We start from the raw sequence: 15,939 nt of genomic DNA, 5'->3' as shown, positions 1-15,939 counted from the left end.
ACTTTAGCAGTCCGAAAAAAATAATCAAAAAAGTTTTATAATATATGTCGAAAGTCGCTACGTTAGAGATAGATGGAAAGAAATACGAATTCCCAATAACTATAGGAACAGAAAATGAGGTTGCTATAGATATCAAGACCCTTAGGGGAGATGCTGGAGTGATAACTTTGGATCCAGGATTTAAAAACACGGGAAGTTGTGAAAGTGCAATTACCTTTCTAGATGGAGAAAAAGGAATCCTAAGATATAGAGGGTATTCTATAGAAGAATTGGCAGAGAAGGCCGACTTTTTAGAAGTAGTATTTTTATTGATTTTCGGGGAATTACCAAACAAAGATGAATTAAGTAAATTCAAAGATGACATTAAGGCTCAGAGTGAAGTGAACCTTGATATGAAAAAGGTGATCAAAGGTTTTCCTTCCACTGCACACCCAATGGGAATGCTTTCATCTTTAACCAGTGCTCTTATTGCATTTAATCCAAAGTCTGTAAATGTAGATTCTGAAGAAGATATGTATAAGGCCATCGTTAAGATCTTGGCTAAATTTCCAACACTTGCTGCTTGGACTTTAAGAAGAAGAAATGATCAACCTTTAGAGAACAGAGATAATAACTTAGGTTACGTAGAGAGCTTTTTGAAAATGATGTTTCAAAAGCCAGGTGAAGAATATAAGCTAAATAATAAATTAGTTGAAGCATTAGATAGGTTGTTGATCTTGCATGCAGATCACGAGCAAAACTGTTCTACTTCTACAGTAAGAATAGTAGGCTCTTCTCAGGCAGGTTTATTTGCATCAATTTCAGCAGGAGTTTCTGCTTTATGGGGGCCACTTCACGGGGGCGCAAACCAGGCTGTAATCGAGATGTTAGAAGAAATCAAAGCCGATGGTGGAGATACTTCTAAGTTTCTAGATAAAGCAAAAGATAAAGATGACCCATTTAGATTAATGGGCTTTGGACATAGAGTTTATAAGAATTTCGATCCAAGAGCAAAGATTATTAAAAAAGCAGCAGATGAAGTGCTAGCAGAATTAGGAGTTGAAGACCCAATTCTTGACATCGCTAAAAGTCTTGAAAAAGCAGCATTAGAAGATGAATATTTTGTAGAGCGTAAATTATATCCTAACGTAGATTTCTATTCAGGAATTATATACCGTGCAATGGGAATTCCAACTGAAATGTTTACAGTAATGTTTGCTGTAGGGAGATTGCCAGGCTGGATCGCTCAATGGAGAGAAATGAGATTAGGAAAAGAACCAATTGGAAGACCTCGTCAAGTTTATATTGGTGAAGGATTAAGGGGTTTTAAAGAGATAGATAATAGATAATATTTTGAAATTCAAAATTTTAAAAAGCTTCATTTTCCAATGAAGCTTTTTTTATATTTGCAAAAAACAACCCTAAAATGTTAAAACTGAATATTAAGAGTGAAACTTCCCCTTTAAAAGCTGTAGTCCTAGGTACGGCAAAAAGCAATGGAGGAACACCAGAATACAAAGATGCTTACGATCCTAAGTCGGCAGAACATATCAAGGCTGGCACATATCCAATAGAAGAAGATATGGTTAAGGAGATGGAAGCGGTAGCTGCTGTATTCGAGAAATATGATGTAAAAGTATTTAGGCCTAAAATCATTGAAAATTACAACCAAATTTTCACAAGAGATATTGCGTTTGTTATAGATGATAAGTTTGTGAAGGCAAATATTTTACCAGATAGGGATGAAGAGATTGAAGCCATTAATCATGTGCTAAGTCAGATAGATCCAGATAAAATCTTGACTATGCCAGAATCTGCACATATTGAAGGTGGAGATGTGATGCCTTATAAGAATTATATTTTGGTAGGTACCTATAAAGGTGAAGATTATAAAGACTTTATTACAGCAAGAACAAATTTGAAAGGAGTAAAGGCCCTTCAGGATCTTTTCCCAAATAGAAAAGTTGTTTCATTTAGCTTAAAAAAGTCCAATATAGAGGCAAGAGATAATGCATTGCATTTAGATTGTTGTTTTCAGCCAGTTGGGAAGGATAAAGCTATTATCTATAAAGGTGGTTTCTTAATAGAAGAGGAATATAATTGGTTGGTAAATCTCTTCGGAAAAGAAAACATTTTTGAAATCACTCGTGATGAGATGTTTAATATGAACTCTAATGTTTTTTCAATTTCAGAAGATGTGGTGATCTCTGAAAGGAATTTCACCAGATTGAATACTTGGTTGAGAGAGCAGGGAATTACCGTAGAAGAAGTTCCTTATGCTGAAATTTCTAAGCAAGAAGGATTATTAAGATGTACAACCTTACCATTAATTAGAGAATAAAAATTTCATGGAACAAGTAACAAATACCGTTTTAATGGTTCGCCCTGTGAACTTTAGAATGAATGAAGAAACTGCAGTTAATAATTATTTCCAAGAAGAACTACAGTTAAAGAATGAAGAGATCAATGCGAAAGCTCAAAGTGAATTTGATGCATTTGTAGATAAATTGAAAGCTGTAGGAGTAAATGTTGTTGTGGTAAACGATAAGAAAGAATTAGATACTCCAGATTCTATTTTTCCTAATAATTGGGTTTCTTTTCACCAAGATGGTAAAGCAGCAGTTTATCCAATGTTTGCTGAAAATAGACGTAGAGAGCGCAGAATGGAATTCTTTGAAGTATTAGAATCTCAAGGATTTCAGATTTCAGATGTTATAGATTATACGGAAGCTGAGGACGAAAAAGTGTATTTGGAAGGGACTGGGGTTTTAATCCTAGACAGAATAAATAGAAAAGCATATTGCGCTCTTTCTGTAAGAGCAGATGAAGAATTGCTTATTGAATTTTGTGAGGATTTTGAATATTCTCCAATTATTTTCCATGCCTTTCAAGATGTAGATGGAAAAAGGTTACCAATATATCATACCAACGTTATGATGTGTGTGGCTGAAGAATTTGCTGTAATTTGTGCAGATTGTATAGATGATGCTAAGGAACGTAAAAGTGTCTTAAAGCATCTAAAACAAGACGGAAAAGAGGTGATTACTATTACCGAAGCTCAAATGCATCAATTTGCAGGGAATATGTTGCAGGTAAAGGGTGAAGCAGATAACAAATACTTAGTAATGAGTGAAACTGCTCAAAAAAGTTTAACGACTTCTCAAATTAGAAGTATAGAAAAGTATTGTGAAATCTTAAGTTCAGACTTAAATACAATTGAAACATGTGGAGGTGGAAGTGCCCGTTGCATGATGGCAGAAGTGTTTTTGCCGAAAGCTTAGAGATTCAATTAAATATTGAAATAGAATAAAAAATCCCTGAAATTTTAAAATTTCAGGGATTTTTTCTTGCTTCGTATTTTGTTTTCAACAGCATAGAATCCTCGGTAAAATGTTTTGTCATACTTTCCCAAGCCATTGGAAAATTTGAGAGTCTAATTTTATTAAAAAAGTCATACAGGAACAATTCCGATAACTATCGTAAAATCATGATGCTAATAGTGCTTGCTTAAAAAATGAAAATAAAATACTCCTATTTTTCTACCTTTTTGAAAAGAGTGCGAGTTAATAATATCATAACAATCAGTGTAAAAAAGGCAAAGGGGAGAGATCCAATTATTAGGAATTTCTGCATTGCCGTTAGAACATTACTGTCTGGTTTAATATTCCCTAAAATTATAATTGCTTCAGAAAAGATTAATATAATAATTGCCCAGATTAAACGAAATCTTCTTTTTGGATTTTCACTTCCTCTAGAGGTAAACATGCTAAGTACATATATTGCAGAATCTACCGAAGTTACTAAAAAGCTAATAAGTAATACTACAGTTAAAATATTAGTAAAAATAGCCATCGGGTAATTGGATAAGAAAACAAAAAGAGACGTAAAGACATTATCAAATTCATTTTGATAAGTTCCCCATTGTTCTATTAGATTGAATGCCGATGTTCCAAAAACACTAAACCAAAGAAAAGTACCTAGAGAAGGAATTAATAGTACCCCTAGAATTATTTCTCTTATAGTTCGGCCTTTAGAAATTCTTGCAATGAATATTCCTGTGAATGGTGCCCAAGCTAGCCAGAACGCCCAGTAATAATACGTCCAATCTGTTAAGAATTCTTTTCCGGGGTTATAATTTCCATAGGCTAAACTCAATGGAACAAAATCTACGATATAATGATAGGTCGCCTTCAAGAAATTCTCTAAAATTAAAACTATATCTCCTTGAAGAAATACAAAAATCAGTAAAATGATTGTTAGATAGATATTCCAATTAGACAATCTCCTAATTCCTTTATCTATACCAACCCAAGCTGAAAGAAAAGCTATTGTACAGATTAGAAATACAAGAATTAATGTAAGCACTAAATTACCAGAGTCTTGATCTAATAAATGTCCAATCCCTCCTTCAATTTGAGTGGTTCCTAAGCCAATAGCAGCAACCAAACCCGTCACTGTTGTTAGAATTGTTAAAAGATCTATCCCAGAGGGAAGGAATTTAATTCGTTTAAAATAATGTAAACTCGTTCCTAGCCTTATGTTCCTGTTTTTTACAAATAGAGAATGACCAACAAGTATGGCAAACATGGCATAAAAAGCCCAGGCAGTAAATCCCCATTGGTAAAAAGTATATTCTAGAGCAATAATTTCATTGGATTGCCCAGTCTCAATAGGTGGATGGAGGAGCATATAAACAGGTTCCTGTACTCCTCTTAATAAAATTCCAGCCCCCATTCCGGCACTATAAAGCATCGCAATCCATGACCATCTGTTAAATTCGGGCGGGCTGTCTCCCAGACGTTGCTTCCCTATTTTAGTAAATGCTAAAATGAGTAAGAAAATGACACATACCAATCCAAGCCAAAGATAAAAGCTGCCAAACCACTCCCTTACCCATAAACTACCATTTTCGATGAGAACATAAAATGCTTCTGTAAATAAGAAAATACAGATAGCTGTAACAAGTAGTATAAAGGCAGAAACACTTAGGAGTAGATTTTTTCGAAGATGGGATAAAAGTGAATTCAATATAATTTTATTGAGGTAAGTAGATAACTACATATGAAATTAATCATTTATTTTCAAACAGTCAAAATGTCTCTCTTTGTCTGTTCGAGCGTAGTCGAGAACTTTTTAGCTTATAAAATAGGAGGTTTCGACTCCGCTCAACCTGACATCAATACTAAACATCTAATTTTGATATGGACATAACTATTGACCTCTGTATGTTTAAATATTAATTAACCCTTAGCAATTTTATTCAACATTCCTTCAAATATAAAATAATGAAAGGGTAGCATAGTATACCAGTATAATCTTCCCCATAATCCTCGTGGTCTAAACGTGGCAGTTTGATGCAGTATATTATTTTCATCGATTTCAAATTCCAACCAAGCTTCTCCAGGTACTTTCATTTCAGCAAATAGTAACAATCTCTTCTGCTCCTTATCGGCTAACAAAACCCGCCAAAAATCTAATGAATCTCCAGAAGCTATTTCAGAAGCATGAGTTCTTCCCCGTCTTAATCCAACTCCGCCAAAAAGCTTGTCAAAATATCCGCGAATTTTCCAAAGCCAATTTGCATAATACCAACCAGTGTTACCACCAATTGCCCAAATACGCTCTAATACCTCTTCTGGATTCTCTACTTTTGTAGATTGAGCATCTTTTACACATCCAAACGTTGGTACTTGTATGTACTTGTTAAGATCTTTTTTAAACCTACCGCTGCTCATAGAATCTTTCCAGCTAGAGATAACCTGATTTTGTTCGATTTTATAAAAAGCGAGTTCTATAGCCTCTTTATAGCTAATAGGTTCTATGTTTAAAAGTTCTTGTAATCGTTTGTCACTTGTGATCACTTCTACTTTCATGCTATCCACAAGATTTTGTGCTAGTTTGTAGGATGTCGAAGTCACAAAATAAAGCCAGTAAGATGATATCTTTGGTGATAAGAATGGAACGTCTATTATAAATAGATTTAGACCACGTAGTTCGGCATACTGTAGCATCATTTGTTTATAGGAAATAATGTCTGGTCCGCCAATATCAAAAGATTCGTTATATGCTTTTTCCAATCCTATTACTCCTGTTAAGAATTGAAGCACGTCTCTTACTCCTATAGGCTGACATTTAGTTTTTACCCAACTAGGGGTAACCATTAAAGGTAATTTTTCACAGAGATCTCTAATTATCTCAAATGATGAACTTCCAGAACCAACAATGATTGCGGCTCTCAATACAGTGGTTTTAAAGTTTCCCGTATATAGAATTTCTTCAACTTTTTTTCTGGATTTTAAGTGTTTGGATAATTCTTCAGTATTTATAATTCCACTTAGGTAGATTACTTGCTTCACGCTAGTACCTGCCATTATCTCATTGAAAGTAGTTGCTGCTTTTGCTTCTTGACTATCGAAGTCTGTGGTAGATCCAGACATGGAATGTATAAGATAATAAGCAATATCAATATTTTTGATTGCTTCAGGAATTTTTGCAGGTTGAAGAAAATCAATTTCTACCACTTCAATTTTATCCAAAAGCTCCTTATTTTGAGAGAACCTTTTTTTATCTCTAACAGCGCAAATCACTTCATGTCCAAGTTCTAGTAACTGGGGTAATAATCTAAGCCCTATATAACCATTAGCGCCAGTAAGTAAGATCCTCATTTCAATATTTAATTAGGTTATAATTTAGGAATAAATTGTTTACTTTCACTTTAAACAAACAATAATATAAAATGAATAACACCCTTAAAATTGTTCTATTAATTGTTGGAGTTGTATTAGTAGGTTATGGCTTATACACTCTCATAACTCCAGAAGTTGCTTTTGAAGCTGGGCCACTTAAAGTGCAAGCACAAGGAGATCACACCCAATCTTATGCCATGATTGGTTTAGGGATTTTGTCACTTATTGGCGGAATCGCATTTAATAAGAGGTAATAGTTTAGTTAAAGATTCCGCTTAATACATTGATCGCAGATGAACTTATATATTCTATACCTATGGAGATCACTATAAACCCAATGATTCTCGAAATTGCATTAATCCCAGACGCACCAAGGATCTTGACGATATAGTGAGCGCCTTTTAAAACAGCAAAAGTGGCAAGACACGCAGCAAGGATAGCTGCTACGGTAATAACTCTTTCTTCTAAAAATTGATATTCCTGATGCATCCCTATTAATAAAGAAATAGAACCTGGTCCCGCGAGCATAGGGATAGCTAATGGAGTTAATGATACACCTTCCCGTTGATAAGCATCATCTTTAACTCGCTTATCCATTCCCTTATGTTTAGAAAATGAACCGGTTAAAAGAGCAAATCCGGAACTCACAATTATAAGTCCGCCAGCAATTCTCAATGAATCTATGCTTATCCCAAAGAATTGAAGAATATATTTCCCCGTAAAAAAGGAAATTATGAGAATTACTAAAATGTTTATAGAGGTAAGGAGTGAAGTTTTAGAGCGTTCGGCAGAAGAGTCGTCCTGAGTTAAACCTACAAAAATAGGCACAGTTCCCAAAGGGTTCATAACAGAGAATAATGCAGCAAAAACATAAATAAATAATTCCATTTGTTTTTACGGCAAAATTGCTTCGAAGTTGAAACTTTTGCGTTACCACGAAATGATGCTTGCATTAAATTAAGACATGAAAATTCGTAGAATTGTAAACCCAGTGTTATCTAATATCCTCGATCTGCGGAAGTGCATTATCTGTTTTATAATCTAAGATCTTCATCATAAATTTATGAATGGAAGGATTGTCTGCCTTTATCTTAATAAAATAGTGATCTTTATAAACGGAGTATTCCTCTGACTTCCCTTTGTAAAGGTTTAGTTTGTAATAAGGAATTATTAAAGCATAGGTTTCTAGTAAAGATCTAAACATTACAATAATACCTTTTGGTTGTAATTCTATATTACAAATATTAGTGCTAGAGTCTAATATCAATAAATTGTGAATTTCTATACTAGTAGAAGTAATATGTAATTTTGGAGAGCCAGTGCCTTTAAGTTTTATTCGCTCTATAAGTGTGAATGTAGATCCAACTTCTTTATTGATCCTTTCTTTAATTTCGGGCCTATTGTAGCTTATATTCAATAGCATTTTTCACTTTTTTATAAAGATAGGGATTTGCTTATAAAGCACTAGAGCTTGCGGCTATTTTCTATTATCTTTGCCGCTTGTATTTTAGCCATAAAGATTAAAATTTACGCAGAATGAATATTCAAAATAAAATTGAGCAAAAAGTTAAGGAAGCAATTTCACATCTTCATCAAGTAGAGTTGGCGCAAGTAGAATTTCAGCCTACACGTAAAGATTTTGAAGGAGATGTTACAGTAGTTACTTTCCCTATGCTCCGCCAAATTAAGACAAATCCCGTTCAGCTTGGAAATGCAATAGGCGAATATTTAGTTAAAAATGTTGATGAAATTGTGAGCTTTAATGTAGTTCAAGGCTTTCTGAATCTTGTGCTGAGTAATAAATTTTATTTGAACTCTTTTGAGGATATTGCTAATAATTATGAATTCGGAAAAGTTGAGGTTAATGAAGAATCTGACACTATTATGGTCGAGTATTCTTCTCCAAACACAAACAAGCCACTGCATTTAGGCCATGTTAGAAATAATTTATTAGGATTCTCTGTTGCTGAAATCTTAAAGGCAAGCGGTAAGCAGGTTTATAAAACACAGATAATAAACGATCGTGGAATACATATTTGTAAATCCATGTTAGCCTGGGAGCGATGGGGAAATGGAGAAACACCAGAATCTACAGGTTTAAAAGGTGATAAACTGGTGGGGAACTACTACGTAAAATTCGACCAAGAATATAAAAAGGAAATAGCAATACTTATTTCTGAAGGAAAGACAGAAGATGAAGCAAAAGCGCAAGCTCCGGTTTTGGTTGCAGCTCAAGAAATGCTTATAAAATGGGAAGCTGGAGACGATGCAGTGAAAGCACTTTGGGAGAAAATGAACCAATGGGTGTATGATGGTTTTGAAAAGACTTATGAAACTTTAGGAGTAGATTTTGATAAGAATTATTATGAAAGTAATACTTATTTATTAGGTAAAGACGTTGTTGCTGAAGGTCTTGAAAAAGAAGTTTTCTTTAAAAAAGATGATGGAAGCGTTTGGATAGATCTGACTGCAGATGGGCTGGATGAAAAGATAGTTTTGAGAAGTGATGGAACAGCTGTGTATATGACTCAAGATATTGGGACTGCAATACAACGAGTAAAGGATTTCGATATAGATGGGATGGTTTATACTGTTGGGAATGAACAGGATTATCATTTTAAAGTCCTGTTCCTGATTTTAAGTAAATTAGGATACGAATGGGCTAATAACTTATATCATTTAAGTTATGGAATGGTAGATCTCCCTTCAGGAAAAATGAAAAGTAGAGAAGGAACGGTGGTAGACGCAGATGATCTTATAGCACAAATGGCCCAAACCGCTAAATCTATTTCAGAAGAACTAGGAAAGCTTGGAGAATATTCTTCAGAAGAAAAAGAAGAGCTTTATAAGATGATCGGGTTAGGAGCTTTAAAATATTATATTCTGAAGGTGGATCCAAGAAAGCGAATTCTTTTTAACCCTGAAGAATCTGTAGATTTTCAAGGAAATACAGGGCCTTTTATTCAATATACTTATGCAAGAATCCAGTCAATCTTGAGAAAGGCAAATCTTGATAATAGCAAGTTGGAACTTCCAAAAAGTTATGAATTACATGAAAAGGAAAAGGAGTTAATTAAGCAATTACAAGCATACCCAGATACTATTCAGTTAGCTGCAGAGAATCATAGTCCTGCTTTAATTGCAAATTATACCTATGATCTCGTTAAGGAGTTTAACTCGTTTTATCAGAATGTGACTATTCTTGGAACTTCAGATGAAATAGAAAAGAATTTTAGAGTACAGTTATCCAAATCTGTTGGTGATATCATTAAATCGGCATTTGGTTTATTGGGTATACAAGTTCCGGAAAGAATGTAGGAATCATTAAGCAGTAATCAATAAACAATTAGAGATTTTGAAAGTTGATATTTTGTAGATAAATAGTAGTTTAATATGGTAAATTATTGTTTCGAAATAAAACTTTTCACTTCAGCATCAAATCATTAAATTTGCAATCCGCTGATAAGCGTAAGAATAATAAATTACAGAAAGAATTATGTTTGATAATTTAAGCGATAAGTTAGATAATGCCCTCCACATCCTAAAAGGACATGGTCAGATTACTGAAGTAAATGTTGCCGAGACTTTAAAGGAAGTACGTAGAGCCCTGGTGGAAGCTGATGTTAACTACAAAATAGCGAAAGAATTTACAAGCACTGTAAAAGAAAAAGCTTTAGGTCAAGATGTATTAACTGCATTGAAGCCGGGGCAACTTATGGTGAAATTAGTTAAGGATGAACTTACCCAGTTAATGGGAGGTGAAGTAGAAGAGATCGATCTTTCTGGAAATCCTTCTGTAATTCTAATGTCTGGTTTGCAGGGAAGTGGTAAAACTACTTTTTCTGGAAAATTGGCAAATTTCTTAAAAACAAAAAAGAACAAAAATCCACTTTTAGTGGCTTGTGATATATACCGTCCTGCGGCGATCAATCAATTGCAGATTGTTGGGGAGCAAATAGGAGTTGAGGTTTTTAGCGATGTGGGGAATCAAGATCCTGTGGCTATTTCTAAAGCTGCAATTGCACATGCTAAGCAAAACGGCTTTAATGTTGTTATTATAGATACTGCTGGTCGTCTTGCTGTAGATGAAGCGATGATGACAGAAATTGAAAATATTCATACTGCTGTTAAACCCGAAGAAACCTTATTTGTGGTAGATTCCATGACAGGTCAGGATGCCGTGAATACTGCAAAAGCCTTTAATGATAGATTGAATTTTGATGGAGTAATCCTAACAAAATTAGATGGTGATACTCGTGGGGGTGCGGCAATTTCAATTAAATCTGTTGTAAATAAGCCTATTAAGTTTATTGGTACCGGAGAGAAAATGGATGCTATAGATGTATTCTATCCTTCTCGTATGGCAGATAGAATTTTAGGAATGGGAGATGTTGTTTCTCTGGTTGAAAGAGCTCAGGAGCAATATGATGAAGAAGAGGCGAGAAAACTTCAGAAAAAGATCGCTAAAGATCAATTTGGATTCGATGATTTCTTAAAACAATTGCACCAGATCAAGAAAATGGGTTCTATGAAGGACTTATTGGGAATGATCCCAGGAGCAGGGAAAATGTTGAAGGATATAGATATTGATGATGATGCGTTTAAACATGTTGAAGCTATTATTTATTCTATGACTCCTGCGGAAAGAAGTACACCAACTCTTATCAATTCGGTTAGAAAGAAAAGGATTGCTGGTGGATCTGGAACATCTGTTCAACAGGTAAACCAATTGTTGAAGCAATTCAACCAAATGGGTAAAATGATGAAGATGATGCAAGGAGGCGGCGGCCAGAAAATGATGCAAATGATGAAAGGAATGAAATAATACAGTAGGCAGTCTCAGTTAGCAGTCACAGTTTTTAGAAATTTTAAAAAATGGATTTTAAATCTTTGAAGTCTTACGAAATTGCCTTTGAGCTTGCCATGAGAATTTTTGTAATTTAGAAAAAATTCCCAAAAGAGGAGACTTATAGTTTGACCGACCATATAAGAAGAAGTTCCCGATCGGTTTGTTCTAATATAGCTGAAGCATACAGGAAAAGAAGTTACCCTAATCACTTCAGAAGTAAATTAAGTGATAGTGATTCTGAAAATTCAGAAACACATTGTTGGTTGCAATTTGCTAATGAGTGTGGATATATTACAAATTTAGAATGTAAAGATTTCAATGCAAAAAGTGAAGAAGTAGGAAAGCTTCTCAATTTTATGATTAATAATCCTAGTAAATTTGGAGTTAAGGCATAATAACTGCCAACTGCAACTGCTAGCTGAATACTAAAAATATGACAATTCTCGACGGAAAAAAAGTTAGTAACGAAATTAAGGATGAAATTGCTGTAGAAGTTCAGCAAATGAAGGATCGAGGAGAGAAAGTGCCACATCTAGCGGCAATTATTGTTGGGAATGATGGTGCAAGTTTAACCTATGTAAATAGTAAAGTAAAAGCTTGCGAACGTGTTGGTTTTGAATCTACTTTAGTAAAGTTATCCAGTACGATTAGTGAAACAGAACTTCTAAAAAAGATTAAGGAATTAAATGAGAATCCAGATATTGACGGTTTCATTGTTCAATTACCACTTCCAGAACAAATTGATACTCAAAAAGTATTACTTACTGTAAATCCAGATAAAGATGTAGATGGGTTCCATCCTACAAATTTTGGGAAGATGGCATTGGATATGAGTAGTTTTATTCCTGCTACTCCTTATGGAATTTTAGAGTTGTTGGAACGATATAAAGTTGAAACAAAAGGAAAACATACTGTTGTAATTGGTCGTAGTCATATTGTAGGTAGACCTATGAGTATTTTGATGGGAAGAAAGGGATTCCCAGGGAACTCCACCGTTACTGTGACACATAGTTATACAAAGAATATCACCCAGATCACTTCACAAGCAGATATTATTATTACCGCCTTAGGTAATCCAGGATTTTTGAAAGCTGAAATGGTAAAAGATGATGTTGTTATTATAGATGTAGGAATCACTAGAGTATTAGACGAAGACGCTCCAAGAGGATATAGAATTACAGGGGATGTAGATTTTGAAAATGTAAGTAAAAAAGCATCTTTTATAACTCCTGTTCCGGGTGGAGTTGGTCCAATGACAATTGCGATGTTGCTTAAGAACACTTTATTAGCTAGAGATAACCATAGAGTGCAGTAGAGCATATTATATACAGATTAAAAAAAAAGAGCAATCCTTGGATTGCTCTTTTTTTTTAAATGCTTTCTTAAGCTTCAGATTCTAGTTTCCAATCAAGATAATTATGAAGATCTGTCTCAATAAATCGTAAACCAAACGAAAGAACAGCTAAATCATCAATATATCCAAGTCCGGGAATGAAATCTGGTATAATATCCAAAGGATTTAATACATATAAAAATCCGAATGCTATTGAGGCAATTGTAAACCATGGCACATTTGTATAGATTCCTTTTCTATAATCTTTAAGCATCCCAAACATTACTTTACCCAATTCTGTATATTTTTCTAACATATTGGTACTGGCAATTTTTTTGGAAATGTCTTCCTCTTTATCCATTACCACTTCTACATCATCTTCTTTGATCTTCACGATCTCATCTTTCATGTATTCCTCTTCGATGTCTTCTATTTTCTTACTAAATATATTTTTCATAATTCGTTTTATAAGTTATCGTTAATATTACTGTATTCGGTTTTGTAAATTTTTAAAATGAGTAAAAATAAAGAGATTAGTAAGGGACCAAAAATTAAGCCGATAAATCCAAATAATGGAACACCTACCACAACTCCAAATAAAGTGATCAATGGATGCACACTTGATAATTTTTCTAAAATATATAATCTTACTAAATTATCTGTGGAGCCAACTACTACCACTCCATAAATCAAAATAGCAATTGCCTGCCATTCCATTCCTTGTGAGAACAGTAAGATGGTAACTGGAATAATTCCAATTGCAGTTCCTATAAACGGAATCATGGAACCTACCGCTGTTATAACAAACCAGAAAAAAGGATCTGGAACACCAAATATTAAATACCCTACTAATGCTATAACTCCTTGGATAAGTGCAACCAAAGGAATTCCTAGGGCATTGGATCTTACAGAAAGATCGCTCTCCTTTCCTATTAGTTGAATGTTTTCTGAAGCTAAAGGAATATATGACTCCAGAATATCCTTCATTTTTTCTCTACTAATTAACATATAGTAAAGCATAAAATACATAATCCCGATTGCTATAAAGGCATTGAACGTTCCTCCAGCAAAACTTTGAAGATTTGTAGAAACCCAGCTGGTTATAGATTCACTATCAATATTATTGCTAATGCTGTAGCCAATATAGTTTTCGGTTCTACTAATTTGATCCTTTAGGGCAATTACCACCTTTTCTGAATTTGCAACTGCTTTTCCTATTTTAGAAGTTAGCATTATAACTATAAGGGCAATAGGTATTAGAATTCCAATGAACGATCCTATCATTAATAAAGCTGCAGCATAAGCCTTCTTCCAGCCTCGAGCCACCAATTTATTCATCCACTTACGCATAAGCACATAAAGGGTAACTGCACCAAGTATTCCAGATAAATAAGGAATTATTTCTTTAAAAATTAAGATTCCCAAAAAAGCAATAAGTAGAAGTACGAAAACTTGTCGTACTAGAGAAGGACTTAATTTTTTCATAAATAATTTTTATTTCGCAAATAGCTGATCAATATTTTTAAAGGCTTTAAACTCCAATGCGTTTCCTGAGGGATCCTTAAAAAACATGGTTGCCTGTTCTCCCGTTTTTCCTTCAAATCGAATGTAGGGTTCGATAACAAATTTAATGTTATTACTTTTCAACTTTTCAGCAAAATTTTGAAAGTCTTCCCATTCTAATACAACCCCAAAATGTGGAATTGGAACGTCCTTTCCATCTACAGGATTGCCTTTCCCTATCGGTTTGGGTTGAGGTTCTTGCACATGCAACACTAATTGGTGTCCAAAAAAGTTGAAGTCTACCCAATGATCACTACTTCTACCTTCCTCACATCCTAAGATTTCTCTATAAAAAATTCTGTTTTCTTCTAAAGTTGTAACAGGAATTGCTAAATGAAAAGGTTGAATTTTTCCCATAATTTAATTATTTCGTAATGTGTTAATTAATTCAGATTTGGACATCTTTGATCTCCTGGGAATACCAACTTTTTTGGCTTGACTGTACAATTCAGATTTAGTTCTGTTTTCGTAGTCTTTCGCTTTGCCGCCTTTTTCTCCAGAGTTTGGGGTATTTGCAATTCTAGCAGATTTCTCCTCACTATAACCTTTATCTCTTAAAGCTTCATATTGAGCCTCATTCTTGATTCGACTGTTTGAAGTTCCCATTTTTTATCCTAAAAATAGAAAGTTCTGTTTAAACAAACAGTCTCAACTCAGCTAATTATGTGTTAAGATTTACTCCTGCGAGATTTTGATTTTCCTGAAAATGTGGGAGATTCCTTAGATGTCGCGTTTTTCGCATTAAACTTCTCAGCCTTCTCTTCGTCGTATTTTGGATCTCTTTTGTGTGGTTCTGGCGCCTTATATGTCTTTATGGAATTAGTTACCATTTCATTAATGATATTTAATTCATCTTCAGTAATATCTCTCCATTCTCCTACAGGAATATCCAGTAAGACATTCATAATCCTGACGCGTTTAAGGCTGGTAACCTCATAATCTAATGCTTCACACATTCTCCTAATCTGCCGGTTTAAACCTTGTGTAAGTACAATTCTAAAATCATAATTGCCTAAACGTTCTACTTCACATTTTTTAGTGACTGTGTCTAAAATGGAAATTCCCATACCCATTCTGTCTATAAATGTAGATGAGATAGGTTTGTTAACCGTAACTACATATTCCTTTTCGTGATTATTGCTAGCTCTTAGAATTTTATTCACAATATCTCCGTCATTAGTCAAAAAGATAAGTCCTTCACTGGCTTTATCTAATCTTCCAATTGGAAAAATACGTTTTGGATAATTTATGAAGTCAATAATATTGTCTTTCTCTACACCAGAGTCGGTAGTGCAAACAATACCTACAGGTTTATTAAAGGCAATATAAATCGGTTTTTCATCCTGATTGATAATGGTTTTCCCATTTACACGTACAATGTCTCCTGGAGCCACCTTTGTGCCCATCTCTGGCACTTCACCATTAATGGTGACTCTTCCTTGATCAATTAATTTGTCTGCTTCTCTGCGGGAACAAAACCCGGCTTCACTTAAATATTTATTGATTCGGGTAAGTTGCATAGTATAAAA

General features: G+C 34.2%; 16 protein-coding genes and 1 pseudogene. 8 read left to right on the top strand and 9 right to left on the bottom strand.

What is annotated here, in order from left to right:
* The first annotated feature begins 44 nt into the window (after positions 1 to 44).
* From I130_RS13715 to ctlX, 3 genes are all read left to right on the top strand, one after another.
* Positions 45 to 1,328 carry a citrate synthase gene (locus tag I130_RS13715; protein ID WP_034924395.1) on the top strand — a complete coding sequence of 428 codons (1,284 nt, stop codon included), beginning with the start codon at positions 45 to 47 and terminating at the stop codon, positions 1,326 to 1,328.
* 77 nt (positions 1,329 to 1,405) lie between these two features.
* Positions 1,406 to 2,320 (top strand): dimethylarginine dimethylaminohydrolase family protein, encoded by a 915-nt coding sequence (locus I130_RS13710; protein WP_034924392.1) that lies wholly within the window; start codon positions 1,406 to 1,408, stop codon positions 2,318 to 2,320.
* A 7-nt stretch (positions 2,321 to 2,327) separates the two neighbouring features.
* A complete protein-coding gene (gene ctlX / locus I130_RS13705) occupies positions 2,328 to 3,260 on the top strand; it encodes a citrulline utilization hydrolase CtlX (protein ID WP_034924390.1) in 933 nt (310 codons plus the stop codon).
* 250 nt (positions 3,261 to 3,510) lie between these two features.
* Here ctlX and I130_RS13700 read toward each other — a convergent pair whose 3' ends face one another.
* Positions 3,511 to 5,007 carry a BCCT family transporter gene (locus I130_RS13700; protein ID WP_034924388.1) on the bottom strand — a complete coding sequence of 499 codons (1,497 nt, stop codon included), beginning with the start codon at positions 5,005 to 5,007 and terminating at the stop codon, positions 3,511 to 3,513.
* Between the two features lie 212 nt (positions 5,008 to 5,219).
* Entirely contained in the window at positions 5,220 to 6,644 is a 1,425-nt protein-coding gene (locus I130_RS13695; RefSeq protein WP_034924386.1) for an SDR family oxidoreductase, read from the bottom strand.
* A gap of 71 nt (positions 6,645 to 6,715) precedes the next feature.
* Here I130_RS13695 and I130_RS13690 point away from each other — a divergent pair, with 71 nt between their 5' ends.
* Positions 6,716 to 6,919, top strand: a complete 204-nt coding sequence (locus tag I130_RS13690) for a hypothetical protein (protein ID WP_034924383.1) — start codon at positions 6,716 to 6,718, stop codon at positions 6,917 to 6,919.
* Between the two features lie 4 nt (positions 6,920 to 6,923).
* Here I130_RS13690 and I130_RS13685 read toward each other — a convergent pair whose 3' ends face one another.
* On the bottom strand, positions 6,924 to 7,553 hold the full coding sequence (locus I130_RS13685) for a MarC family protein (protein WP_034924380.1): 630 nt from the start codon (positions 7,551 to 7,553) through the stop codon (positions 6,924 to 6,926).
* Positions 7,554 to 7,659: 106 nt separating this feature from the next.
* Positions 7,660 to 8,088 (bottom strand): hypothetical protein, encoded by a 429-nt coding sequence (locus I130_RS13680; protein ID WP_034924377.1) that lies wholly within the window; start codon positions 8,086 to 8,088, stop codon positions 7,660 to 7,662.
* A 113-nt stretch (positions 8,089 to 8,201) separates the two neighbouring features.
* On the opposite strand from I130_RS13680, the gene argS reads away from it, so the two are divergent.
* The 4 genes and pseudogenes from argS to I130_RS13660 all read left to right on the top strand — a co-directional run bounded on the left by argS (position 8,202) and on the right by I130_RS13660 (position 12,829).
* Positions 8,202 to 9,983 (top strand): arginine--tRNA ligase, encoded by a 1,782-nt coding sequence (argS, locus tag I130_RS13675; protein WP_034924373.1) that lies wholly within the window; start codon positions 8,202 to 8,204, stop codon positions 9,981 to 9,983.
* Between the two features lie 178 nt (positions 9,984 to 10,161).
* Positions 10,162 to 11,490, top strand: coding sequence for a signal recognition particle protein (gene ffh, locus I130_RS13670; RefSeq protein WP_034924370.1), 1,329 nt, complete (start codon positions 10,162 to 10,164; stop codon positions 11,488 to 11,490).
* A gap of 50 nt (positions 11,491 to 11,540) precedes the next feature.
* A pseudogene (locus tag I130_RS13665) lies at positions 11,541 to 11,909 on the top strand (four helix bundle protein).
* Positions 11,910 to 11,947: 38 nt separating this feature from the next.
* The gene (locus I130_RS13660) at positions 11,948 to 12,829 is read left to right on the top strand and encodes a bifunctional 5,10-methylenetetrahydrofolate dehydrogenase/5,10-methenyltetrahydrofolate cyclohydrolase (RefSeq protein ID WP_034924367.1); all 882 of its coding nucleotides are present in this window, start codon (positions 11,948 to 11,950) and stop codon (positions 12,827 to 12,829) included.
* Positions 12,830 to 12,896: 67 nt separating this feature from the next.
* On the opposite strand, the gene I130_RS13655 is transcribed toward I130_RS13660, so the two are convergent.
* From I130_RS13655 to rluF, 5 genes are all read right to left on the bottom strand, one after another.
* The gene (locus I130_RS13655; protein WP_034924364.1) at positions 12,897 to 13,304 is read right to left on the bottom strand and encodes a YkvA family protein; all 408 of its coding nucleotides are present in this window, start codon (positions 13,302 to 13,304) and stop codon (positions 12,897 to 12,899) included.
* Between the two features lie 8 nt (positions 13,305 to 13,312).
* The gene (locus I130_RS13650) at positions 13,313 to 14,332 is read right to left on the bottom strand and encodes an AI-2E family transporter (RefSeq protein WP_034924361.1); all 1,020 of its coding nucleotides are present in this window, start codon (positions 14,330 to 14,332) and stop codon (positions 13,313 to 13,315) included.
* Positions 14,333 to 14,341: 9 nt separating this feature from the next.
* Positions 14,342 to 14,767: a VOC family protein gene (locus tag I130_RS13645; RefSeq protein WP_034924357.1), complete on the bottom strand. Its 426-nt coding sequence runs from the start codon at positions 14,765 to 14,767 to the stop codon at positions 14,342 to 14,344.
* Positions 14,768 to 14,770: 3 nt separating this feature from the next.
* Positions 14,771 to 15,016 (bottom strand): Rho termination factor N-terminal domain-containing protein, encoded by a 246-nt coding sequence (locus tag I130_RS13640; RefSeq protein ID WP_034924353.1) that lies wholly within the window; start codon positions 15,014 to 15,016, stop codon positions 14,771 to 14,773.
* 62 nt (positions 15,017 to 15,078) lie between these two features.
* Positions 15,079 to 15,930, bottom strand: coding sequence for a 23S rRNA pseudouridine(2604) synthase RluF (gene rluF, locus I130_RS13635; protein WP_034924349.1), 852 nt, complete (start codon positions 15,928 to 15,930; stop codon positions 15,079 to 15,081).
* Between the last annotated feature and the right edge of the window lie 9 nt (positions 15,931 to 15,939).

Origin of the sequence: Gillisia sp. CAL575, from assembly GCF_000403785.1 — a bacterium.
Taxonomy (GTDB): Bacteria; Bacteroidota; Bacteroidia; order Flavobacteriales; family Flavobacteriaceae; genus Gillisia.
Note: the sequence above shows the minus strand (reverse complement) of the source record. Positions and strands in the feature narration are given on the sequence as shown.